This is a genomic window from Pseudarthrobacter sp. MDT1-56, assembly GCF_059383555.1.
In genome coordinates, this window is the sequence record NZ_JBWZCK010000004.1 from 267430 (window position 1) to 289490 (window position 22061).

Sequence of the window (22061 nt, forward strand, 5' to 3'; positions counted from 1 at the left end):
ATGACGGTTAGGAAATCACATGGCAACAGAGACAGTTGCGAAACCCCGTACCAGCGTGCGGGTAGGCGTCCAGAAGTTCGGGACGTTCCTGTCCGGAATGATCATGCCCAACATCGGCGCTTTCATCGCCTGGGGCATCATTACGGCGCTGTTCATCGAGAAGGGCTGGATCCCAGTCCCGCAGCTCGGCGGCTTCGGCACCAACGCGGAGGGAGTGCCGAACACGGGCCTTGTGGGTCCCATGATCACCTACCTGCTGCCTCTCCTGATCGCCTACACCGGCGGCCGGATGGTCTATGACGTCCGCGGCGGCGTGGTCGGCGCCATCGGCACCATGGGCGTGATTGTCGGTGCCGGGATCCCGATGTTCATCGGCGCCATGATCATGGGCCCGCTCGGCGGCTGGACCATGAAGAAAATCGACTCGCTCTGGGACGGCAAGATCCGGCCCGGCTTTGAGATGCTGGTGAACAACTTCGCCGCCGGCATCTGGGGTTCGCTGCTGGCGATGCTCGGATTCTACGGAATCTCCCCGCTGGTCACGGCCTTCAGCACGGGCGCGGGCAACGTGGTCCAGTTCCTGGTGAACAACGGCCTGCTGCCCCTCACCAGCATCTTCATCGAACCGGCCAAGGTCCTGTTCCTGAACAACGCCATCAACCACGGCGTCCTGACGCCGCTGGGCATCCAGCAGTCACTGGAACAGGGCAAGTCCATCCTGTTCCTGCTGGAGGCCAATCCGGGCCCGGGCCTGGGTATCCTGCTCGCCTACATGTTCTTCGGGAAGGGCCTGGCCAAGGCCTCGGCCCCCGGTGCCGCGATCATCCACTTCTTCGGCGGTATCCACGAGATCTACTTCCCTTACGTGCTGATGAAGCCCGTCCTCATCCTCGCCGCGATCGGCGGCGGCATGACCGGCGTGGCGACCCTGGCCATCACCAACTCCGGCCTGGTGGCCCCGGCGGCCCCGGGGTCCATCATCGCGGTGCTCGCCCAGACCGCACGGGACAGCTACATCGGCGTGGTCCTCTCGGTGCTGCTCGCCACCACGGTCTCTTTCCTGATCGCTTCGGTCATCCTGAAGGCCAGCAAGACGCCCGTGGGTGAAACCGAGGAGGACAGCCTCAGCGCCGCCACCTCGCAGATGGAGGCCATGAAGGGCAAGAAAAGCTCCGTTTCCTCCGTGCTGGTGGGTGCAGGCAGTGCCGCGGGCAGAGGTGCCGGCGGCGTCGCCGTCATGGCCGGTCCCATCAAGGACATCGTCTTCGCGTGCGACGCCGGGATGGGGTCCAGCGCCATGGGCGCCTCGGTGCTGCGCAACAAGATCAAGGCGGCCGGCTTCCCGGACGTCAAGGTCACCAACGCGGCCATCGCAAACCTCACCGACAGCTTCGATGTGGTCATCACACACCAGGACCTCACTGACCGCGCGCGGCGCGCGACCTCCAGCGCGGTGCATTTCTCGGTAGACAACTTCATGAACAGCCCGCGCTATGACGAGATCGTGGATCTGGTCCAGCACAGCAACCACGGAGGTGCCGACGCCGGAACTCCCGCGGCCGGGGGTGCCGTCGTGACGGGGGGTGCCGTCGTCGAAACGCTGGAAGCTCCTGAGGAAACCGGCCCTGCCGGGATCCTCGTGGCGGAAAGCGTTGTCCTCAACGGCACAGCCACCACCCGCGACGCCGCCATCGACGAGGCCGGCCGGCTCCTGCTGGACCGCGGCGCCGTCGACGCCGGCTACCTGGACGCCATGCACGAACGCGAGGAATCCGTGTCCACCTACATGGGCAGCTACCTCGCCATTCCGCACGGCACCAACGCCGCCAAGGACCACATCATGAAATCCGCGGTCTCCGTGGTCCGCTACCCGAACGGCATCGACTGGAACGGCAAGGAAGTGAAGTTCGTCGTTGGCGTCGCCGGCATCAACAACGAGCACCTGCACATCCTGTCCTCCATCGCCAAGGTCTTTACCAACAAGGCCCAGGTGGCACAGCTTGAGGCGGCCACCACGGTCGAGGAAGTCCTGGACCTGTTCGGAAAGGTCAATTCATAGTGAAAGCTGTTCATTTCGGGGCCGGAAACATTGGGCGCGGATTCGTGGGGCTGCTGCTGCACGAGGCGGGGTACGAGGTGGCGTTCGCGGATGTCGCGGAGGACCTGATCGCCCAGCTGGCCGCCGCAGACAACTACCGGGTCCACGAGGTGGGGGAGCACCCCACCGTCCGCACCGTGGAGAACTTCCGCGCGCTGAACTCCGGCAGCCAGGAGGCCGACGTCATCGCGGAGATTGCGACGGCGGACGTGGTCACCACAGCGGTGGGGCCGCATATCCTCAAATTCGTGGCCCCGGTGATCGCCAAGGGGATCGCTGCCAGGGTTGCCGGGCTCGCTCCGCTGCAGGTGATGGCCTGTGAGAACGCCATCAATGCAACGGACATCCTGAAGTCCGAGGTGTCGGCGCAGTGGGATTCTGCCGCGGGGTCCCTCGACGCTGCCGCCGTGTTCGCGAACACGGCGGTGGACCGGATCGTGCCCAACCAGGAGGCCGGGCAGGGCCTGGATGTCACGGTGGAGACCTTCTACGAATGGGTCATCGACCGGACACCGTTCGGTGATGCGGCGCCGGTCATTCCGGGTGCCACGTTCGTGGACAATCTGGAGCCGTACATCGAGCGGAAACTGTTCACGGTGAACACCGGCCACGCCGCGGCCGCCTATTTCGGGTTCGAGGCCGGGCTCGGGAAGATTTCCGAGGCCATGGCCGACCAGGACGTCGCCGCCGACGTGCGCGCCGTCCTGGACGAAACCAAAGAGCTGCTGGTGGCCAAGCACGGCTTCAACCGTGACGAGCAGGAGGCCTACGTCCAGAAAATTCTGGGCCGATTCTCCAACCCGCACCTGCCGGACACCGTGAACCGGGTGGGCCGGGCGCCATTGCGCAAGCTCAGCCGGCACGAACGCTTCATCGGTCCGGCGGCGGAGCTGGCCGAACGCGGCATCGTGCCGGAGGCCCTGCTCGGTGCGATCGCCGCAGCCCTGCGCTTCAACGACCCGGCCGACGCCGAGGCCGTGGAGCTCAGGCAGATCCTGGCATCCTCCAGCGCTGACGAGGCAACCGCGAAGATCACGGGCCTGGACCCGGACCACCCGCTGTTCCCGGCCGTCTCCGCTCTCGTCGAGGACGCCAAGGACGCGAAGGACGCAATCTAGTCCGTTCCCCCCGTTGCCCTATCACTTTTGGTGCCCATCCGCCGGTTTTAGCAGCCAGGAGTGATAGGGCAACCGGCGGGCGGGACGGTGTCAGGCCTTGACCGAATCCTTCGCGGAGCCCTTCGGGACGAAGAGGGTCTCGGCGTGCTCGAGGGACATTCCGTTGGTCTCCGGCACCTTGAACTTCACGAAGAAGAACGACGCCGCCGCGAACATCGCGTACATGGCGTACGTCAGGGGCAGGGAGGCCGCCGCCATCACCGGGAAGCTCAGGGTGATGGCGAAGTTGGCGATCCACTGGGCGGCCGCGGCGAGGCCCAGGGCGCGGGCGCGGATCCGGGACGGGAAAATCTCGCCCAGCAGCACCCAGACGAGCGGGCCCCAGGAGGCGCCGAAGCTGATCACGAAGACGTTGGCGGCCACCAGTGCTGCCGGGCCCCAGGCGCCGGGCAGCGAAATCGCATCGCCGGTTCCGGTGGCGGACCCGAAGGCGAGGGCCATGGTGCCCAATGAGACGGCCATGCCGATGGAACCGGCCAGCATGATGGGCCGGCGGCCGATCCGGTCCACCAGGGCGATCGCCACGAGGGTCACCAGGATGTTCGTGATGGCCGTGGCCACGGAGATCGTCAGGGAGTCCTTCTCCTGGAATCCGACGGCTTTCCACAGGGTGGTGGAGTAGTAGAAGATCACGTTGATGCCGACGAACTGCTGCAGCACCGACAGGATGATGCCAATCCACACCACGGGCTGCAGTCCGAACGCCTTGCCGCGCAGGGAGCCCTTCTGGCCTGCGACCTTGTCTTCCTCGATGGCCTTTTTGATGTCGCGCAGGTGGCGGTCCGTGTCCTCGTCCGGCGCGATGGACTGGAAGATTTTCAGGGCTTCCTCGTCCTTGCCCTGGAAGACCAGGAACCGCGGCGACTCGGGGAGTGTGTAGGCGATCCAGCCGTAGACGACGGCGGGTACGGCGCCGGCGAGGAACATCCAGCGCCAGGCCTCAATACCGAACCAGAGGTCCTGGCCGGCGCCGCCGGCGAAGTTCGCGAACAGGGCGTCCGAGAGCAGGGCGGCGAAGATACCCGTGGTGATGGCGAGCTGCTGGAGCGACGCCAGTCGGCCGCGGACGTGGCGCGGGGAGATCTCGGAGATGTAGGCCGGGGCGATCACAGAGGCCAGGCCAATGCCCAGGCCGCCGACGAGGCGCCAGAAGATGAGGTCCCACACGCTGAAGGCGAAGCCCGTTCCGATGGCACTGACCAGGAACAGCAGTGCGCCGATCTTCATGGCCGGGATGCGCCCGTAGCGGTCGGCGACCTTGCCGGCCAGGTAGGCACCCGCCGCGCAGCCGAGGAGGGCCACGGCAACGGCGAAGCCGGTCACGGCCTCGCTGAGCGCGAACTCGTCCTTGATGGCGTCGACTGCACCATTGACCACTGAGGAGTCGAAGCCGAAGAGGAAGCCGCCCACGGCGCCCGCCACGGCCAGCCAAATGACCCGCTGGGGGATCTTGGCTGCGGTCTGGTCTTGGGTGGTTGTCATCTGGCTCCCTCGGCATTTCGCGTTCCGCGGCCTGCGCCGCAGCTACCAAGTCTTACATCGGAGCCAGAGCGGTGCATGTCACAGGACTAAAAAAGTGAGAGGAAACATACACTTTGGCGGCACCGCGGGCGGGTGCCGCCGTCGAGCGCCTCCTGCCGTGACGCACTGACCGTCCGGAGCGCGGCTTAGCGCTCGACCAGGATCCCGTCCGGATCGCACCAGATCATTGCACCGGGCCGGAAGACGACGCCGTCGATTTCCAGTTCCACGTCGCTCTCGCCGGCCCCTGCCTTGGCGCTCTTGCGCGGGTTGCTGCCCAGCGCCTTCACTCCGAGCGGCAGCCCCGCAATGGCGGTCCGGTCGCGGATGGCACCGTTAATGACGACGCCGGCCCAGCCGTTCGAGACGGCGCTCGCCGCGATCAGGTCCCCCATCAGGGCCGTGCGCAGTGAGCCGCCACCGTCCACCACCAGCACGGCGCCGTCCCCGGGGGTTGCGAGGGTGGACTTGACCAGCGCATTGTCCTGGAAGCAGCGGATCGTCCGGAGAGGGCCGCGGAAGTGCGTGTGGCCCCCGAGCGACTGGAACTGCAGGGCCACGGAGTCGAGTTCCTCCCCCCGCTCGTCGTAGAGATCGGCGGTATTAACGTCGGATGCTGCCATCGGTTCTCCTCGTGCTGGAAATAGGGGGCGGAACGTGATCCCCACGATAGTCTGGCTTCGCACTGATCTTCAGCGTGCGTCAGCAGCTTCCGGGGGGGAACCGAATTACATGAGCCTGTCCGATCTGTCCGGAGCAGCGCCGGACCCAGCCCGCGGCAGCCTCACCGGGGGAAGCTCATCGGCGCTCGCACTCGCCGAACCCGGACGGGCAGTCCGCCCCGTCTGGGTCACCGGCGTCGTCCTCGTCAACGTGGGCATCAACGCGGCCTTCTTCGGCCCGCTCCAGGTTCTCCTCGGCCAGCAGGCCGCCGCTTTCAGCGAAGCTGACAAGGAGGCCATCCTCGCCCTCGTGACCGGAGCCGGAGCGGCGGTCTCCCTCGTGGCCAACCCCTTGTTCGGTGCGTTCAGCGACCGCACCACCTCGCGCCTGGGCCGCCGGGTGCCCTGGGTCCTTTTCGGGGCCATCCTCGGCGCCGCGGCCCTGATCGCGCTCGCCGGAGCGCCGAACGTTGCCATCATGGCGCTGCTCTGGTGTCTCGTGCAGGCCGGCTGCAACGGGGCCTATGCCGCCGTTACGGCGGCCATCCCGGACCGTGTGCCCGTGGTCCAGCGCGCCACCGTGGGGGGCCTGGCCGCCATGGGCCAGACGGTCGGCATCCTGATTGGGGCGGTGATCGCCGCTGCTGTCACCGGAAATTTCGCCGTCGGCTATCTGGTCTGCGCGGTGGCGCTGCTCGCCGGCGTCGTGCTGTATTTCTTCAAGAACGACGACGTCCCGCTCCCCGCGGGGGCACGCCCGCCGTTCAGCCTGGCCGGCTTCGCCAAGGGTTTTTGGATTTCCCCCGTGCTCTACCCGGACTTCGCCTGGGCCTGGCTGACCCGGCTCCTGGTGAATATCGGCAATCACATGGTCACCCTGTACCTGCTCTTCTTCCTCAAGGACGCCGTCCATCTTGAGGAGACTCAGGGCATCGCACCGGAGTTCGGCGTACTGATCCTGACCGGCCTCTACGCGGTGATGGTGATGGTCACCAGTGTCCTCGGCGGCCGGCTGAGCGACCGGATGGGGAAGCGGAAGCCGCTCGTAATCATCTCCTCGGTCATCATCGCGGCGGCCTCGCTGATCCTGGCGTTCGCGCCGAACTGGACCGGGGCGCTGCTGGGCGCCTCGGTGCTGGGGATCGGCTTCGGCTGCTACCTGGCGGTGGATTTCGCCCTTATCACCCAGGTGCTTCCGACGTCACTGAGCCGCGGAAAGGACCTGGGCGTCCTCAACGTCGCCAATTCGCTGCCCCAGGTGCTCGCACCGCTGATCGCTTTCCCCTTCGTGACGCTGTGGGGAGGCTACGTTTCGCTATACGTGGCGGCCGCGGTGATCGGGTTGCTGGGGGCTGTGTTTGTGGTCAAAATCAAGGGCGTCGACTAGGCCAGGACCCGCCCCTGGGGTGGCTCCGGCCGGGCATCACCGGCCCGCTTTGTGACTGGCTTTCGGACCGGGCGCGTCGCGTATAGTGGACGGGAATTGCCGCGGCAGCGCTGTGGGGGTCCCTCCCGGTTGCCGAGAAAACCGACCCCGGAACGCTGCTGATGCCTGAATATCACTCAGAACTTCCACCGATGCCCCCTCCGCCCACCCTGCCCCGGCAACGGCTCCGCTACACCCGGATCCTCGACGTCGCCGCCGGGTTCGCCCGCAAGGGTCTGGACTCAGTGGTCCTCTCCGAAGTCGCAGCCAAGGCCGATGTTCCGCTGGGCACCCTGTACCGGTACTTCCCCTCCGCGACCCACCTGGTGCTGGCCCTGTACCGCAAGCAGATGGCGGAACTGCACGCCGCCAGCTCCCCGGCCGCTTCAAGAGCTACCGCAACCGCTGGCAGGGGCGACGTGCCGGCCCACGCGCTGGCCGGCGTCGTAATGGAAATTTTCCACATGCGCCTCATGCAGCCTGCCGTGGAGCAGTGCCTGAGCAGGGCCGTCTACACGACGGACACGGACATCACGAAGCTGCTCCGGGAGATCGACGCCACGGCCGAGAAGGCAGTCACTGCCGTGAGCGGCGACGCCGCCATCGCCCGGGTCCTGCTGCTGACCGTCACTGGACTGGTCCACTCCGTCCGCTGCCGGCGTCTTTCCCTCTTCGAAGCTGAGGAAGACCTCAAGAAGGCATGTTTCCTGCTGACATGCAGCTGCCGGACGGCGTAACTGGTCTAGACCAATCTGACAATTTACTGGGCGGTAGAGGCACTTTTTCGTGATCCTGACCCCAAATACGCGCGGTTAAACGTTTCACCAATCGGCGGAGTGTGTCGCGTGACAACTCGCGGCCGTCCCGTTTTGTTTACCATTGCAGAACCGGAGCGGCCCAGCCGCCTGCAGTACCCCGGAGCTTCACCGCAGACCCACCAACCCTGGGTTGCTGCCGACGTTCCCCAGACCATCTTGAGCATCCCTGTGCTTGAGCTTCCATGTGCCGTACGCCCACGGTGAGCCCCAGGAGACAACGAAGTGTCCACTGAAACGATTAGCCCCACCGACGCCACGTCCCCCGAAGAGCCCGTAGCAGCGCTCAGCGACGAGGAAATTTTCGCCTCCCACCAGGGCGGCAAGCTTTCAATTTCCAGCACCGTGCCGCTCGCCAGCAAGCGCGACCTGTCCATTGCCTATACGCCCGGCGTCGCCCAGGTCAGCCGCGCCATTGCGGCCAACCCGGAGCTCGCCAAGACCCTCACCTGGGCCCAGCGCCTCGTAGTCGTCGTCAGCGACGGCACGGCGGTCCTCGGCCTCGGCGACATCGGCGCCAGCGCCTCGCTGCCCGTGATGGAGGGCAAGTCAGCCTTGTTCAAGGCTTTCGGCGAGCTCGACTCCATCCCGCTGGTGCTCAACACCACCAACGTCGACGAGATCGTGGAGACCCTCGTCCGGCTGCGCCCGAGCTTCGGCGCCGTCAATCTGGAGGACGTCTCTGCGCCGCGCTGCTTCGAACTCGAGGAGAAGCTCATCGAGGCCCTCGACTGCCCCGTTATGCACGATGACCAGCACGGCACCGCCGTCGTCGTCCTCGCGGCACTGACCGGCGCGGCCAAGGTGACCGGACGCGGACTCGAGAAGCTGCGCGTTGTCGTTTCGGGGGCCGGCGCCGCCGGGATCGCCGTCGCGCAGATGCTGCTCACGGCCGGGATCAGCGACGTTGTGCTGCTGGACTCCCGCGGTGTCATCAACAGCGAGCGTGCGGACATCGCTGCCGATCCCGCCAGCAAGAAAGCCCAGCTGGCCAAGAGCGGCAACCCGCGCGGCGTCTCCGGCGGACCCGCCGACGCTCTGCTGGACGCCGACGTGTTCATCGGGGTCTCTTCCTCCAAGCTGGAGGAGGAACACCTCAAGCTCATGAGCCAGGACTCGATCGTGTTCGCCCTGTCGAACCCGGATCCGGAAGTCCTGCCGGAGGTGGCACGCCGGTACGCGGCCGTCGTCGCAACGGGCCGCAGCGACTTCCCGAACCAGATCAACAACGTCCTCGCGTTCCCCGGCATCTTCCGCGGAGCACTCGACGCCGGCGCACGCCGGATCACGCCGGCCATGAAGCTGGCTGCGGCCCGCGCCATCGCCGCGCTGGCCGACGAGGACCTTTCCGCCGACTACATCGTCCCCAGCCCGCTGGACCCGAGGGTGGCACCGGCGGTCTCCGCCGCTGTCGCCGCGGCGGTTGAAGCCGAGTAGCCCACAGCTCTACAGACGACGACGGCGGCGCTTCCTTGGGGGATGCGGCGTCGTCGTCGTCATTTGTGGTGGCCGGGGCCGCCCGGGCGGGCCGGAACCATCGGCCCTCGCGCCATAGACTGGGGCGATGAACCCCGAGACTGTTGTGACGATCCTATGCGGCCTCGCCATCCTGGTGGGCGTGGCCGGTACCGTCATCCCCGTACTGCCCGGCAGCATCCTGATCGGACTGAGCCTGCTGGCCTGGGCCATCTGGGGCGGCGCCGGAACCACGGGCTGGGTGGTGTTCGGGATCGGCATGGTCTTCGTCCTGGCCGGAATGGCCGCCAGCGCGGTCCTGACCGGCCGGAAACTCAAACAGCACAAAATTCCCAGCCGCTCGGTCGTGGCCGGGCTGGTCTTTGGTGTCGTGGGAATGTTCATCATCCCGGTGGTGGGCCTGTTCGTCGGCTTCGCCGCCGGCCTGCTGCTGAGCGAACTGCACCGGACGCGCACTTTCGGCACCGCCGTGGCATCGAGCTGGGCCGCCTTGAAGGCCACCGGGCTGGGAATGATCGTGGAGTTCGGGCTCGCCTGCCTTGCCGGCAGCACGTGGGTGATCGGCCTGTGGGTTTCGGCCGCGGCCTAGTCTGCCGTCGGCCGCCCGCAGCCAACTAGCATGGATGTATGAGCGCCGGACCAGCTGAATCCGCACCCCGCCCAGCCCTGTACCGTGACCAGCGCGACCTGGCGCCGTTCCGGACGCCGGTCATCCGGACGCCGGTCCGCGGCCTCGCCGAGGGCGTGGGCGGGGCGGTATCCGGAGTCCTGGCAGGTCGGATCCGCGGCACCTTGCCCGTGGAGGGCGGCGCGCCCCGGCTCGGCAAAGCGGGCGGCAGGGCACCGGGCCAGGCGGCGAAGGCCGTGCACGCCGCCATCTTCGGCAGCCCCGACCCCAACCGGCTGATCGCCCTGGCGCACACCTACCCCGGGTGGGCCGGATTGTGCTACCTGATGGCTGGGCTGCAGAGCCACAGCCACGGCGGCCACCTGCGCGCCGCCGAACTGCTCCAGCGCGGGATGCTGACCAGGAACGACGACGACGCGAACCGCTACGCCTCCACCTACCTGGCACGTGTCATCACCCGGGTGTCGGTGGCAGAGCGGGTCGATGTTCCGGTCCTCTTCAGCGAGGAGGGCGTGTTTCTGGCGCTGTCCCACTCGTTGCGCGAGACCGGCCAGAGGGAGGCTGCCCTTGCGGCGCTGACCGGGCTCCCGCCGTCGTTGCCCATGGCGCTGGCACGGTGCTCGCTGGCCGCCGCGCTGGGACGGCACGAGGACGTGGTGGCTGACACTGACGGACTGCTCAACGGGGATGACCTTTCGGCGGCACTGCTGCTGGTCCGGGCACGCTCGTTGCGGAAACTTGGTGCCAATGCGGCCGCCCAGGCCGCCCTGCAGGAGGTCGTGCGCCGGCGCGGTACCGACTTCACGCTCCGCAGCGATGCCCTGACGGACCGGGCGCTCCTGCTGCTGGACAACGGGCGGAAGGCGCTGAACCGGCTGGAGTGGCAGCACCGCCAGCCCGCCGATCTGGAGACGGTCCGGGCTATCCGCAAGGACGCGGAACTGCATGAGCTCTGGGACCGCGAATACGGCCGGTCCGACGACTGAAGCAGGTCCAGGGGTTCCGCAGCGGATCAATGACCCTTGCGGGCTCCGGAAAGCAGGGGTACAACCGAGGGATGAGGGATGCCGCAGCGCGCTGGATGCAGCACTACATCACGGCCTGGACGTCGAATGAGCCGGAGGACATCAGGGCGCTGTTCACAGAGGACGCCGTCTACTCCACCCGCCCGGATGATCCCGAAGCGTGGTCCGGGCGCGAGCAAATCGTGGAGCGCTGGATCGCCAGCCATGATGAGCCGGGGGACTGGACATTCGAGTGGAAACTCCTCGGTGTCGACGGCGGAAGGGCCTTCGTGCAGGGCCGCACCGACTACCGCGGCGACAGCCGGAGTTACGACAACCTCTGGATCATCCAGCTCACGGGCGACGGGCGCGCCACAGCGTTCACGGAGTGGTACATGCCGCGCCCGGTGGCCGGCTGAGGTTCAGCCGCGGGACAGGGCCTGGCCCAGGAGCGGCACCAGCTGCTCGGACAGCAGGACGGCGCCCAGCGCCACCATGATGATGCCGCTGGCGAGCGTCACTTTCCGCGCCGCTCCCGGCCGGGAGTGCAGCAGTCTGCGTGCCAGCAAGGCAACGCAGCTGTAGACCACGGCGACCAGGAGAACAAACGTCAGGCCGAGGAGGCCGGACTGCACCGGCACCGGCAGGGACGCCTCGGGACTGACAAACTGCGGCACCAGGGCCACATAGAACAGCAGGCCCTTGGGGTTGATGCCGCTGGTTCCCATGCCCTGCAGGAAGGTCCGGAACTGGTTCGCCGGTGCCCGCACCCCTGCGCTGCCGAAACTCGCGCCGCGCCAGGTCCGGATGGTCGTCAGCCCGAGGCAGAGGAGATAGGCCGCGCCGGCCACCGTCAGCCATCCCAGCATGCCGGGGACCCCGGTGAGCAGGGCTGCCAGCCCCGCCACCAGGAGCACCGTGTGCAGCAGGTAGCCCCCGCAGAGTCCCGCCACGGCCGGCACGAAGCTGCGCTGCTTCAGGCCGGCGGTGATGGAATATGCCCAGTCCACCCCCGGCGTGCAGGCCAGGGCGCCGGCGACCAGCAAGAAGGCGAGGAAGAGCTGGGGATTCATGGCGGTCTCCTGACATTTCGGTACAGGAAAAGTCTAGAAAAATATCCGGCGGAAGTGTTCCCTCTTTTCGCGGTGAAATGCCGCCTAGCGGTACGATTATTGCGTGATTGACCACTTGGACAGAAGTATTTTGCGCTACCTCAAAGAGGACGGGCGCATGACGGCGACGGCGCTCGCGGCCAAGGTGGGTTTGACCGTGGCGCCCTGCCACCGGAGGCTCCGCGACCTGGAGGCCTCCGGCGTCATTCGCGGCTACCGGGCGGACATCGACCCGTCCGCCGTGGGGCTCGGGTTCGAGGCGATCGTCTTCGTCACGCTGCGGCAGGTGGACCGGGCAACGATGGAGATCTTCGAGAACCGCGTGGCGGACAACCCGAATATCGTGGAGGCGCAGCGGCTGTTCGGTTCCCCCGACTACCTGCTGAAGGTCATCGCCGAGGACCTGCCCGCCTACCAGCGCTTCTACGACAGCGAGCTTACGTCGCTGCCCGGCGTCGAACGGCTGACGTCGACGCTGGTGATGAAGAACCTCAAATCCAACACCGGTCCGCCCGTCTAGTCCGAAGACGCTGGACGCTCAGCTGCCCAGCAGTCCCGTGGTCCGGTAAGGGATGACTTCGCGCAGGAACATGCTGGTGGAGGTCCGCACGATCCCGGGGCAGAGCCGGATTTCCTCGGAGACGCGGTACAGGTCGTCCGGGCTTTTCGCTACGACCCGGATCAGCAGGTCCGTCTCGCCGGCCGGGGCGTGGCATTCCAGCACTTCCGGAATGTTCCGCAGCGCAGCGATCGCCTCGTTGAGGTGGCTCTGGTCCAGCTCGGCGCTGACCGACGCCGCCACGCCGCGGCCCAGCGCGGAGGGCACCACCCGGCTGCTGTTCGGCCGGAGCGCGCCCGACGCCGTCATCCGCTCCAGGCGGGACTGCACGGTGCCGCGGGCCAGCCCCAGCTTCTGGGCCAGCACCATGATGGGCAGCCGGGGATCCTGGTCGAGGGCGAGGAGGATTCGCCGGTCGGTCGCGTCGAGTTCCTGCAAAGTGACCACTTCCTGTTCTTTGTCCCGGCCAGAGTTGATCAGATTGACCAGTGCAAGCGGGGGCCGTTGCACCAACTGTAGGACTTCTGTTGAAATAGTGACAACGAAGGGACGAAGGCCACCGCCGGATCCCACAGGCTACAAGTACCCCGGCACACCACCCGGACCTTGGATGAGGCTTCCCGCAAGGAACCCGCCCGCTGACTGACTCTTGTTCACACCATCGTCTTTCCGCACCAATCTCCGCATTCGCAGTGCCATGGCCCGGAGCAACGCCCCGAGCCCGGCACGGCAAGAGCCCCTGAGCCACCGACGTCGGTTTTCCCGAAGTCATCGGTAGCTGAGGGGCTCTTGTGTTTCTGTCGCTGTCAGGCCGGCTGGGGTGACGCCTGCGCATAGGCTGGTGCCATGACTTCTGCCGGCCGTTTCGCCCCCAGCCCCTCCGGCGAACTGCACGTTGGCAACCTCCGCACGGCCCTCCTCGCTTGGCTCTTCGCACGGTCCACCGGCCGGCGGTTCCTGATGCGGGTCGAGGACCTGGACAGGGCCCGGGCCGGCGCCGAGGCGGAGCAGCTCCGGGACCTCGCCGCGATCGGTATCACGTGGGACGGCGGCGTCGTCCGACAGACCGACCGCGAGCCCCTCTACACCGCGGCGATCGCCGGGCTGACCGCGGCGGGCCTGACCTACGATTGCTTCTGCACCCGCCGCGAAATCCAGGAGGCACCGTCCGCGCCGCACGCTCCGCAGGGAGCCTACCCGGGCACCTGCCGGAACCTGTCCGAGGCGGCACGCGCGGCCAAGCGCGCCGTCCGTCCCGCGGCGGTCCGGCTCAAGTCCACCGTGACCGCGGGGACAGTGCAGGACGTGCTGCACGGCAGCTACACCGGCGCAGTCGATGACTTTGTGCTGCGCCGCAACGACGGCGTGACGGCCTACAACCTCGCCGTAGTGGTGGACGACGCCGCCCAGGGCATCGACCAGGTGGTCCGCGGCGATGACCTGCTGCCCTCCACGCCCCGGCAGGCATACCTTGCGTCGCTTCTGAATATGCCTGTCCCGGAATATGCGCATGTTCCGCTGGTGCTGAACGCCGACGGCGCCCGGCTGGCCAAGCGCGACGGTGCTGTTACGCTCACGGATCTCTCGGCCGCCGGCGTGCCCCTGGAAGTGGTGCGGAACGCGCTGTTGGCGTCGCTCGGGCTGCCGGCCGGGCCGCTGGAGCTGGCGCTGGCCGTTTTTGACCCCGCCGCGCTGCCGCGGGAGCCGTGGATCTGGCCCGGGATGGCCAGACCGGACGCGTAGGCTGGAAGCATGTCAGAACCAGAGTTCAGGGAAGCGCGCAGCCCGCAGCCGAGTTTTACCGTCGAGACAGCAAAGATCCTCGCCGAGGTGGCCCACAACCGGCAGAAGGACAAGCTCAAGCGGCCCTACCGCGAGCATGTGATCGCCGTCGGGGATGCCCTGGCGGACTTCGACGACGACATCAGGATTGCCGGCTACCTGCACGACATCGCCGAGGACACCCCGATGACGCGGCAGGCGCTGCTGGACATGGGAGTCACCGAGCGCGCCGCGGACATCATCGAGCGCGTCACCAAGCGCCTGCACGAGAACCCGGACGACTATCAGGCCGGCATCCGCTATATCGCCGAGGACCACGACGCAACCTTGGTGAAAATCGCGGACAACGCGCACAATTCCCTGCCGGAGCGCGTCAGGGCGCTGGCCGAGAAATGGCCGGACAAGCCGCCGGTCACCCGCTACAACGAGGCCCGCCCGGTGCTCTACGCTGCCGTGCCGGTGGAGGAAACGCGGAAGATCCTGGCCCGGATCAACCCGTGGCTGCTGGAGGAACTCGACGATCTGCTCGACGAGGCGGACGACACCGACTACGAGAACCTCTCCTACGAGGAAGCCACGGAGGGCAAATCGTCCGAAGCGGAGCCCGCGGCCGGACCCAGCGAGACCGCGGCCGCGTCCCCCGAGTCCGAGCCGAGCCGGGACTGAGCCTTCCGCCGGGAATTCGGTGCGTGAATGCTCCGAACCCAGGCGTTAGACCCGGCCCAGGGCGTCGATGTCCTCGAGGAACTGCTGATGGACCTCATCACTGACCGTGGTCCGGGTGTCCGCGATCGCGTCCAGGTAGTCTTGTGTCGCGGGGCCCTTGCGGACCGCGTCGCGGAGGGCGGCGCTGCCGCTGGAAGCCAGCCCGCCGTCGTCGTACACCGCCTTCTCCAGCGCACGCTGGGACGCGCTCCGGGCCGCGTACTCGATGTCCGCGGGGGAGAACCCCTCGGTCCGGTCCACCAGCAGCTCCACGTCCACATCGTCCACCACCGCGGCGGGAATGAATCGCTGCCACATGGCCTCGCGGGCCTGGCGGTCGGGCAGGCCGATGGGGATGACGTAGTCGAAACGGCCGTGTCGCAGGAACGCGGTGTCCAGGGCGCGGATGAAGTTGGTGGCGCAGACCAGCAGCCGGCCGGGCTGTTCGCGGAAGGCCGGGATGATCTTGAGAAGTTCGTTGGTGACCCCCTGCAGCGGCGACGGCGGTTCCCCGGAGCGCTGGGAAGCGATCTCCTCCACCTCATCGATGAAAACGACTGCGTGCTCCAGCTCGGCGATCTCCAGGAAGGTCTCGCGCAGTGCACCCGCGAGGCCCTTGGGATCGGAGGCCAGCCGTGAGGGGAAGACCTCCACGAACGGCCACTCGAGGCGGGAGGCTATCGCCTTCGCGAAGGTGGTTTTGCCCGTGCCGGGAGGGCCGAAGAGGACGACCGCGCGCGGCGGCACCACACCGTACTCGTCGGCGAGGTCGGCCTCGGCCAGCGGCAGGACCAGACGGCGTTCCAGGAGCTCTTTCTCGTTCCGCATGCCGGCAACGTTTTCCCAGAGGTCGCGGGCCAAAATCCGGCCGCCGAGCTGGCTAAGGGGTTCCAGTTCCTGGCGCTGCACCGGGATCTTCCGCTCGAAGTAGCGCAGGTTTTTCTTGAGCACGAAGCCGCGGCCCAGGAACGCCTCCACCCGGGTCTCGGATTCCGGCATGAGGGCGGAGAGCTTGTTCAGCCCATGCGGCGCCATCCGGTTCTCGACGGCGGCCAGCAGGGACGTGCCGATCCCGCGGCCCCGGTACTCGGGAAGGGTGGCCAGGAAGACGATCCAGCCCTGGTCGTGGGCGGCGCGGCCGACAGCGGCGCCCACGACCTGATCGCCCTGCACTGCGACGACGGCGTGGTCCTTTTCGCAGGAGGCCAGCACTTCGGAGAGTGCGTAGACCGGCTCGACGTTGGTGGCCTTGAGGGACTCCCAGAGGTGCAGGATGCCGTCGAGATCGGCGGAATGGAAATCCCTGATTCGCCAGTTGGTCATGAGGTGTCTCCCGGGTGGTTCGTCGCTGAGCCAGTGTGAAGCTGTCCGTTGAGCATATGCGAACCGCATCCGGGAGGGGTTGCGGGGACGTTGCGTTACGGCGGAGCGGAATGCCGGAAGGCTACTCCGGATCTCCGCCGGCGTCCCTTCTGGGCCGGGCGGCCACGAGCGGATACGGGCCGGTGAAGCCGTCGCGGACGGCGGCGATTTCCAGGATGCGGTGCCGGCTGAGGCGCCAGCCGAGCATCAGGAGCGGCACGATGACCACGAGGGACGCAATGGTCCACGTTCCCACGGGCGAGTCGAAGGCCATGAGGATCAGCACCGCCAGGAGGAAGGCGAGGGTGACCCAGCCCGTGACGGGGGCGCCGGGCATCCGGAAAGTGGGCCGGAGCAGTTCCCCCCGGGCTGCGAGCCGGGCAAGCTGCATCTGGCACAGGACGATCATGGCCCAGGTGGCGATGATGCCCAGCGATGCGACGTTAAGGACGATCTCGAAGGCCTCGGCCGGGACGAGGGCGTTCAGGATGACGCCCAGGACGGCTACGGCGGCGGTAAGGGCGATGCCGCCGTAGGGTACGCCGGCCTTGTTCATCCGGGCAGCGAATTTCGGTGCAGAACCCGAAATGGACATGGAACGCATGATCCGGCCGGTGGAGTAGAGGCCGGCGTTGAGCGAGGACAGGGCCGCGGTCAGGACCACGAGGTTCATGATGGCGTCCACGCCGTCGACCCCGATCGAGCCGAAGAACGTCACGAACGGGCTTTCGCCGGCCTTGTAGGAGCTATAGGGCAGCAGCAGCGAGAGCAGCACAAGCGAGCCGACGTAGAACACCGCGATCCGGACGATCACCGTGTTGATGGCCCGCGGCATGATCTTTTCCGGGTTTTCCGTCTCGCCGGCGGCGGTGCCGATCAGCTCGATCGAGGCGTAGGCGAACACAACACCCTGCATCACCACGATTGCGGGCAGCAGGCCGTTGGGGAACATGCCGCCGTTGTCCGCGATCAGGCTGAAGCCGACCTCCTGGCCGGCGACGGGGGTGCCGAAGATGACGAAGTAGATGCCGACGAGCAGGAAGGTCACGAGCGCCACCACTTTGATCAGCGCAAACCAGAATTCGAGCTCGCCGAACACCTTGACGCTGACGAGGTTGAGGCCCAGGACCAGGATCAGGGCGGCCAGGGCCCAGGCCCACTGCGGTACGTCCGCGATCGGCGCCCAGTACTTCTTGAAGAAGTTCATGTACAGCGCGACGGCGGTGATGTCCACGATCGCCGTCATGGCCCAGTTCAACCAGTACAGCCAGCCGGTGACGAACGCGGCCTTCTCGCCGAAGAATTCGCGGGCATAGGAGACGAACGAGCCCGAGGACGGCCGGTGCATCACGAGTTCGCCGAGGGCGCGCAGGATCATGAAGGCAAAGAACCCGCAGACGGCATAGCTGATGACCAGGGCAGGGCCGGCAGTGGCGAGGCGGCCGCCGGCGCCCATGAACAGGCCGGTGCCGATGGCGCCGCCGATCGCGATCATCTGCACCTGCCGGGGTTTCAGGCCCTTGTGGTAGCCCTGGTCCTCGGCGTGGAGCGCTGCCTCGGAGGCATGGGCATGCACGGGAATGGTGTGGTCGGAGACGGCGGGCTGCTGCAGGGCCGGTTGTTTTTGGGCGCGGGCAGTTTCGGGATAAGTCATGGGGGTCCTTCGGGTTCGAGGGTGCGCTACTTGCTCAGATTGGCCAGGCGCTGCGGGCTGAGGAGGTCGGCGAGCTGCTCGGCGGTGAGCAGCCCGTGTTCGAGCACGAGTTCCGCGACGCCCTTGCCGGTGGCGAGGGCTTCCTGCGCGATGGCCGTGGCCGTGGCGTAGCCCAGGTGCGGGTTGAGGGCGGTGACGAGGCCGATTGACTGTTCCACCGTGAGGCGGAGCCGTTCGGTGTTGGCGGTGATGCCCCGGACGCAGCGGGCCGTGAGGGTGCGGCAGGCGGCTTCCAGATGGGAGATGCTCTTGTGGAGGCTGTGGACAATGATCGGTTCGAAGGCGTTGAGCTGGAGCTGCCCGGCCTCGGCCGCCATGGTGATGGTGACGTCGTTGCCGATGACCTCGTAGGCCACCTGGCTGACCACTTCCGGGATGACCGGGTTGATCTTGCCGGGCATGATCGAGGAGCCGGACTGGACAGCCGGGAGGTTGATTTCGCCGAAACCGGCGCGCGGGCCGGAGGAGAGCAGCCGCAGGTCGTTGCAGATCTTGGACAGTTTCACCGCGACCCGCTTGAGCACGCCGGAGAGGTGCACAAAGGCACCGACGTCCTGGGTGGCCTCGATCAGGTCCACCGCCGTGACGAGCGGGAGGCCCGTGATTTCGGCCAGGTGCCGGCAGGCGGCCTCGGCGTAGCCTGCCGGTGCGTTGAGGCCCGTGCCGATCGCCGTGGCGCCGAGGTTGATTTCGTGGATCAGCAGGTCGGCTTCGGACAGGCGGAGCCGGTCCTCGCCGATCGTGACGGCGTAGGTGCCGAATTCCTGGCCGAGCGTCATGGGGACGGCGTCCTGCAGTTGGGTGCGGCCCATTTTCACCACCGTGCGGAATTCGAGGGCTTTGGCGGCGAAGGCGTCTTCGAGCTCGGTGAGGGCATCGAGCAGTTCCCGGGCGGCGAAGATCGTACCGAGCTTGACTGCGGTGGGGTAGACGTCGTTGGTGGACTGGCTGAGGTTGACGTGATCATTGGGGTGCAGCCGCGCGTAGTCGCCCTTCGGGTGTCCGAGGATTTCCAGGGCACGGTTGGCGATCACCTCGTTGGCGTTCATATTCGACGACGTCCCGGCACCGCCCTGGATGACGTCCACTACGAACTGCTCGCTGAGCTTGCCGTTCATAACATCGGTGCAGGCCTCCTCGATGGCCCGGGCGCGCACGGCGTCGAGCAGCCCGAGCTCGTGGTTGGTGCGGGCGGCGGCCAGTTTGACGGCGGCCAGCCCGCGGACCAGATACATGTTGGAGGACAGCGGCTGGCCCGTGATGGGGAAGTTCTCCACGGCACGGAGGGTGTGGACACCCCAGTAGGCGCCGGCGGGAACGTCCCGGTCGCCCAGGAGGTCGTGTTCGGAGCGGAAGTCTGCGGGTTCGTCGAGCGAGGTCATGGCGGTCCTTACCGGGCGTCGGGGGCGTTGGAGGTTTCGGGGGAAGCGAGGAAATCGGCGGCCTGCAGGAGCCCGGCGGGCCGGCCGCCGCCCAGCACAGGTGCCGCGGCGATGCGCGCCAAGGGAGAGGTGTCGACGTCGAGCCCGGCCAGGACGCGGACGGTGACGGGCATCCGGGCGCGGTCTGCGCCGTCGGAGATCTTCACGGCGATTGCGCGGCCGTCCGGCAGGCCCACCAACTGGACGCCCTCGAAGCCGTCCTTGGCCAGGAGGCCGGGGACCAGGCGCATCAGTGCGGTGACATCCCGGCCCTCACCCGCGACCATCTCGGGGTTCCGGCGCATGGCGCTGGCGACAGCGGCTTCCGCGCTGCCGGGTCCCGTCGCCGAGGCCAGCCGGCCGAAGGCGCGGGCCATGCCTCGCAGGGTAAGGGCGAAGAGCGGGGTGCCGCAGCCATCAGTGGACGTGCGCTCCGGTTCCTCGCCGGTCAGGTCTGTTACGGTCCGGGCCACGAGCCGCTGCAGCGGGTGCGCCGGGTCCAGGTATCCCAGGACCGGCCAGCCGTTGATGACGCAGGTGGCTGCCATCGCGGCGTGCTTTCCGGAGCAGTTCTGCGCCAGTTGGGTGGCCTGCCCGCCGCCGCGGAGCCATTCCTCGCGCTCGCGGACGCCGTAAGGGAGGTCGGTGTTGTTCTCGAGGTCTTCAGGGGTCAGCCCGTGCAGTTCCAGGATGCGCAGCGCGCCGTCGCGGTGGGCGGCGGCCCCGGAGTGGCTGGCGGCCGCGAGGGCCAGGAGGTCGTCCGGGAGGTCCAGGCCGGCACGGACCATGGCGACGGCCTGCAGGGGCTTGAGGGCGGAGCGCGGGTAGAACGGGGCGAGGGGCTGGCCGGCGGTCAGGAGGGTCCGGCCGTCCGCCGCGGTGGCGATTACCGAGCCGTGGTGGACGCTCTCGGCCAGCCCGTCGCGGGTCTGGACCGCAAGCGGGACGTGCTCCGGGAGCCTCCCCGGAGCCAGCGGAGTCGGGATGTGCGCGAGGGCAGGAGGAATCATGGCGTCCTTTGGCGGTGGTGTTGGTTGTCTCGGGTTGAGCCGCTGCTGAATCTGCTTCTTGGCGCGGAGGTCAGGCGCTTGGCTGGGGGTTGAGAATCGAGTCGAGGGCAATGCCAACGGCATGCAGGTGCTGGCTCATGGCGATGCGCGCCGTTGCCGCGTCGCCGGCCTCGATGGCGGCCAGGATGCGCCGGTGCTCCTCGTCGGATGCGTGCTGCCGGTCCGCCACCATGTTCAGGGTCTCGGACTGGTGGGCAAGGGCCTCCCGAATATCCGAGACGACATTTTCGAACACCTTGTTCCGGCTGGCCCTCGCGATCAACGCGTGGAAGCTCGAGTCCAGGCCCACCCACACTTCGGGGTCGTCCTCGGCGGTCATCGCGGCAACGATGTCCCGCATGGTGTCCAGCTCCTCGGGCGAACGGCGTTCTGCGGCCAGTCCCGCGGCCGGAACCTCGATGTGGGGACGCGCCTCCGTGAGGTCTCGTGCCGAGTATTGGCCAAGGACCAGGTCCTTGGCCACGCGGTCTGCGACGACAAACGTGCCCCGCCCGGTCCTGGTGACGGTCAGCCCCAAAGCGGTGCAGGAACGCAAGGCCTCGCGGACCACGGAGCGGCTCACGCCGTACTGCTGGGCCAGCGTGGCCTCGGAGCTCAGCTTGGCGCCGATGCCGAGCTCGCCGGATTCGATTTCGGAGCGGAGGACATTGAAGACTGCTTCGGCCGCACTGAGGCGGGCGAGAGGCTGTCCTGCTGTCCGGCTGTCTGACAGGTTCACGCTTAAAATATGGCAGAGGTCACACCGGAGTGTCAACTGTGACGGCGGCCCCCGTTCGGAGGCCGCCGTCAGCGTGGGGCCCTGGCGTTGGTCTACAGCCCCGCGAGCAGCTCCTTCATTTCCTTGATTTCGTTCGTCTGGGAGGCCGCGATGTCCTTGCCCAGCTGGATGGCTTCGGCGTTCCTTCCGCTCCGGACCTCGGCGTTCGCCATCGCGACGGCGCCTTCATGGTGCGCGATCATCTGGCTGAGAAACAGCTTCGCGGCGTCGGTGCCCTGGGCCGCGTCGAGCTTGGTGAGGTCCTCGCCGCTCATCATGCCGGTCATGGAGTGGCCGCCGGGCGCCTGGGTGGGTTCGTTCCAGTCCTCGAGCCAGCCGGTCATTTTCTCGATCTCGGGCGCCTGGGCGGCCTTGATCTTCGTTGCCAGCGCGGTGATGCTGGCGTCGATGCCCTGCTTCTTCAGGATGATGTCGCTCATCTCCACGGCCTGGGCGTGGTGCGGGATCATCCCCTGGACGAACATGGTGTCCGAGCCGTTGTGGTCCGCGGCTGCGGGCGCGGCACTTGAGCCCATGGTGCTGTGGTCCATGCCGGGCATGCTGCTGCTGCCGCCTGAACTGCCGGGGGTGGAGCAGCCGGCCAGGGCGATGACGGCGGCGAGGGCGGTGGCGGAAATAGTGAGGGTCTTCTTCATGGGAGGTCGTGTCCTTCGTGGATCCGGCGGTCGAAAGCGTCGGTGGTGAGGAGTCGCGCGGGAGACCGCTGGGATCGGCGGAAGCGCTGTGGGCAGGTGGTGATGCGCGGGCGAC

21 protein-coding genes are annotated in these 22061 nt (G+C 67.5%); 11 read left to right on the top strand and 10 right to left on the bottom strand.

The window, feature by feature from the left end; all coding sequences use genetic code 11:
• Nucleotides 1-19 precede the first annotated feature (19 nt).
• Entirely contained in the window at nucleotides 20-2059 is a 2040-nt protein-coding gene (locus AC50YC_RS07960; RefSeq protein WP_494953003.1) for a PTS mannitol transporter subunit IICBA, read from the top strand.
• Nucleotides 2059-3216 carry a mannitol-1-phosphate 5-dehydrogenase gene (locus AC50YC_RS07965; RefSeq protein WP_494953004.1) on the top strand — a complete coding sequence of 386 codons (1158 nt, stop codon included), beginning with the start codon at nucleotides 2059-2061 and terminating at the stop codon, nucleotides 3214-3216. The genes AC50YC_RS07960 and AC50YC_RS07965 overlap by 1 nt, the downstream gene beginning before the upstream one ends.
• Before the next feature lie 90 nt (nucleotides 3217-3306).
• On the opposite strand, the gene AC50YC_RS07970 is transcribed toward AC50YC_RS07965, so the two are convergent.
• Nucleotides 3307-4758, bottom strand: a complete 1452-nt coding sequence (locus AC50YC_RS07970; RefSeq protein WP_494953005.1) for a sugar porter family MFS transporter — start codon at nucleotides 4756-4758, stop codon at nucleotides 3307-3309.
• A 185-nt stretch (nucleotides 4759-4943) separates the two neighbouring features.
• Nucleotides 4944-5420, bottom strand: coding sequence for a ribonuclease E activity regulator RraA (gene rraA / locus AC50YC_RS07975; protein ID WP_494953006.1), 477 nt, complete (start codon nucleotides 5418-5420; stop codon nucleotides 4944-4946).
• A gap of 109 nt (nucleotides 5421-5529) precedes the next feature.
• Between rraA and AC50YC_RS07980 the strand changes: the two genes are divergently transcribed.
• The 6 genes from AC50YC_RS07980 (at nucleotide 5530) to AC50YC_RS08005 (ending at nucleotide 11227) form a co-directional block, all read left to right on the top strand.
• Nucleotides 5530-6846, top strand: a complete 1317-nt coding sequence (locus AC50YC_RS07980; RefSeq protein ID WP_494953007.1) for an MFS transporter — start codon at nucleotides 5530-5532, stop codon at nucleotides 6844-6846.
• A 161-nt stretch (nucleotides 6847-7007) separates the two neighbouring features.
• Nucleotides 7008-7622, top strand: a complete 615-nt coding sequence (locus tag AC50YC_RS07985) for a helix-turn-helix domain-containing protein (RefSeq protein ID WP_494953008.1) — start codon at nucleotides 7008-7010, stop codon at nucleotides 7620-7622.
• 303 nt (nucleotides 7623-7925) lie between these two features.
• Nucleotides 7926-9137: an NAD(P)-dependent malic enzyme gene (locus tag AC50YC_RS07990; RefSeq protein ID WP_494953009.1), complete on the top strand. Its 1212-nt coding sequence runs from the start codon at nucleotides 7926-7928 to the stop codon at nucleotides 9135-9137.
• Nucleotides 9138-9264: 127 nt separating this feature from the next.
• Nucleotides 9265-9765: a DUF456 domain-containing protein gene (locus AC50YC_RS07995; RefSeq protein ID WP_494953010.1), complete on the top strand. Its 501-nt coding sequence runs from the start codon at nucleotides 9265-9267 to the stop codon at nucleotides 9763-9765.
• Between the two features lie 38 nt (nucleotides 9766-9803).
• A complete protein-coding gene (locus AC50YC_RS08000; RefSeq protein ID WP_494953011.1) occupies nucleotides 9804-10790 on the top strand; it encodes a hypothetical protein in 987 nt (328 codons plus the stop codon).
• 71 nt (nucleotides 10791-10861) lie between these two features.
• Entirely contained in the window at nucleotides 10862-11227 is a 366-nt protein-coding gene (locus AC50YC_RS08005; RefSeq protein ID WP_494953012.1) for a nuclear transport factor 2 family protein, read from the top strand.
• A gap of 3 nt (nucleotides 11228-11230) precedes the next feature.
• Here AC50YC_RS08005 and AC50YC_RS08010 read toward each other — a convergent pair whose 3' ends face one another.
• On the bottom strand, nucleotides 11231-11881 hold the full coding sequence (locus AC50YC_RS08010; protein ID WP_494953013.1) for a LysE family translocator: 651 nt from the start codon (nucleotides 11879-11881) through the stop codon (nucleotides 11231-11233).
• A 103-nt stretch (nucleotides 11882-11984) separates the two neighbouring features.
• Between AC50YC_RS08010 and AC50YC_RS08015 the strand changes: the two genes are divergently transcribed.
• On the top strand, nucleotides 11985-12440 hold the full coding sequence (locus tag AC50YC_RS08015; protein WP_494953014.1) for an Lrp/AsnC family transcriptional regulator: 456 nt from the start codon (nucleotides 11985-11987) through the stop codon (nucleotides 12438-12440).
• A gap of 18 nt (nucleotides 12441-12458) precedes the next feature.
• Here the strand turns inward: AC50YC_RS08015 and AC50YC_RS08020 are convergent, their stop codons facing one another.
• Complete coding sequence (locus AC50YC_RS08020) at nucleotides 12459-12917, bottom strand: Lrp/AsnC family transcriptional regulator (RefSeq protein WP_494953072.1); 459 nt, start codon at nucleotides 12915-12917, stop codon at nucleotides 12459-12461.
• A 408-nt stretch (nucleotides 12918-13325) separates the two neighbouring features.
• Between AC50YC_RS08020 and gluQRS the strand changes: the two genes are divergently transcribed.
• Complete coding sequence (gene gluQRS, locus AC50YC_RS08025; protein ID WP_494953015.1) at nucleotides 13326-14222, top strand: tRNA glutamyl-Q(34) synthetase GluQRS; 897 nt, start codon at nucleotides 13326-13328, stop codon at nucleotides 14220-14222.
• A 9-nt stretch (nucleotides 14223-14231) separates the two neighbouring features.
• Complete coding sequence (locus AC50YC_RS08030) at nucleotides 14232-14927, top strand: HD domain-containing protein (RefSeq protein ID WP_494953016.1); 696 nt, start codon at nucleotides 14232-14234, stop codon at nucleotides 14925-14927.
• A 45-nt stretch (nucleotides 14928-14972) separates the two neighbouring features.
• Here the strand turns inward: AC50YC_RS08030 and AC50YC_RS08035 are convergent, their stop codons facing one another.
• The 6 genes from AC50YC_RS08035 to AC50YC_RS08060 all read right to left on the bottom strand — a co-directional run bounded on the left by AC50YC_RS08035 (nucleotide 14973) and on the right by AC50YC_RS08060 (nucleotide 21946).
• On the bottom strand, nucleotides 14973-16289 hold the full coding sequence (locus AC50YC_RS08035; protein ID WP_494953017.1) for an ATP-binding protein: 1317 nt from the start codon (nucleotides 16287-16289) through the stop codon (nucleotides 14973-14975).
• 121 nt (nucleotides 16290-16410) lie between these two features.
• Nucleotides 16411-17982 carry an amino acid permease gene (locus tag AC50YC_RS08040; protein ID WP_494953018.1) on the bottom strand — a complete coding sequence of 524 codons (1572 nt, stop codon included), beginning with the start codon at nucleotides 17980-17982 and terminating at the stop codon, nucleotides 16411-16413.
• Nucleotides 17983-18008: 26 nt separating this feature from the next.
• Entirely contained in the window at nucleotides 18009-19424 is a 1416-nt protein-coding gene (locus AC50YC_RS08045; RefSeq protein WP_494953019.1) for an aspartate ammonia-lyase, read from the bottom strand.
• Between the two features lie 8 nt (nucleotides 19425-19432).
• Nucleotides 19433-20473, bottom strand: a complete 1041-nt coding sequence (locus tag AC50YC_RS08050; RefSeq protein WP_494953020.1) for an asparaginase — start codon at nucleotides 20471-20473, stop codon at nucleotides 19433-19435.
• Nucleotides 20474-20543: 70 nt separating this feature from the next.
• Complete coding sequence (locus AC50YC_RS08055) at nucleotides 20544-21251, bottom strand: FadR/GntR family transcriptional regulator (RefSeq protein ID WP_494953021.1); 708 nt, start codon at nucleotides 21249-21251, stop codon at nucleotides 20544-20546.
• Nucleotides 21252-21343: 92 nt separating this feature from the next.
• Nucleotides 21344-21946 carry a DUF305 domain-containing protein gene (locus AC50YC_RS08060; RefSeq protein WP_494953022.1) on the bottom strand — a complete coding sequence of 201 codons (603 nt, stop codon included), beginning with the start codon at nucleotides 21944-21946 and terminating at the stop codon, nucleotides 21344-21346.
• Nucleotides 21947-22061: the final 115 nt, after the last annotated feature.

Coding starts and splice junctions, on each gene's coding strand:
- AC50YC_RS07960 (WP_494953003.1), top strand. CDS start 20: ATGGCAACAGAGACAGTTGCGAAACCCCGTACCAGCGTGCGGGTAGGC.
- AC50YC_RS07970 (WP_494953005.1), bottom strand. CDS start 4,758: ATGACAACCACCCAAGACCAGACCGCAGCCAAGATCCCCCAGCGGGTC.
- rraA (WP_494953006.1), bottom strand. CDS start 5,420: ATGGCAGCATCCGACGTTAATACCGCCGATCTCTACGACGAGCGGGGG.
- AC50YC_RS07980 (WP_494953007.1), top strand. CDS start 5,530: ATGAGCCTGTCCGATCTGTCCGGAGCAGCGCCGGACCCAGCCCGCGGC.
- AC50YC_RS07985 (WP_494953008.1), top strand. CDS start 7,008: ATGCCTGAATATCACTCAGAACTTCCACCGATGCCCCCTCCGCCCACC.
- AC50YC_RS07995 (WP_494953010.1), top strand. CDS start 9,265: ATGAACCCCGAGACTGTTGTGACGATCCTATGCGGCCTCGCCATCCTG.
- AC50YC_RS08000 (WP_494953011.1), top strand. CDS start 9,804: ATGAGCGCCGGACCAGCTGAATCCGCACCCCGCCCAGCCCTGTACCGT.
- AC50YC_RS08005 (WP_494953012.1), top strand. CDS start 10,862: ATGAGGGATGCCGCAGCGCGCTGGATGCAGCACTACATCACGGCCTGG.
- AC50YC_RS08010 (WP_494953013.1), bottom strand. CDS start 11,881: ATGAATCCCCAGCTCTTCCTCGCCTTCTTGCTGGTCGCCGGCGCCCTG.
- gluQRS (WP_494953015.1), top strand. CDS start 13,326: ATGACTTCTGCCGGCCGTTTCGCCCCCAGCCCCTCCGGCGAACTGCAC.
- AC50YC_RS08030 (WP_494953016.1), top strand. CDS start 14,232: ATGTCAGAACCAGAGTTCAGGGAAGCGCGCAGCCCGCAGCCGAGTTTT.
- AC50YC_RS08035 (WP_494953017.1), bottom strand. CDS start 16,289: ATGACCAACTGGCGAATCAGGGATTTCCATTCCGCCGATCTCGACGGC.
- AC50YC_RS08040 (WP_494953018.1), bottom strand. CDS start 17,982: ATGACTTATCCCGAAACTGCCCGCGCCCAAAAACAACCGGCCCTGCAG.
- AC50YC_RS08045 (WP_494953019.1), bottom strand. CDS start 19,424: ATGACCTCGCTCGACGAACCCGCAGACTTCCGCTCCGAACACGACCTC.
- AC50YC_RS08050 (WP_494953020.1), bottom strand. CDS start 20,473: ATGATTCCTCCTGCCCTCGCGCACATCCCGACTCCGCTGGCTCCGGGG.
- AC50YC_RS08060 (WP_494953022.1), bottom strand. CDS start 21,946: ATGAAGAAGACCCTCACTATTTCCGCCACCGCCCTCGCCGCCGTCATC.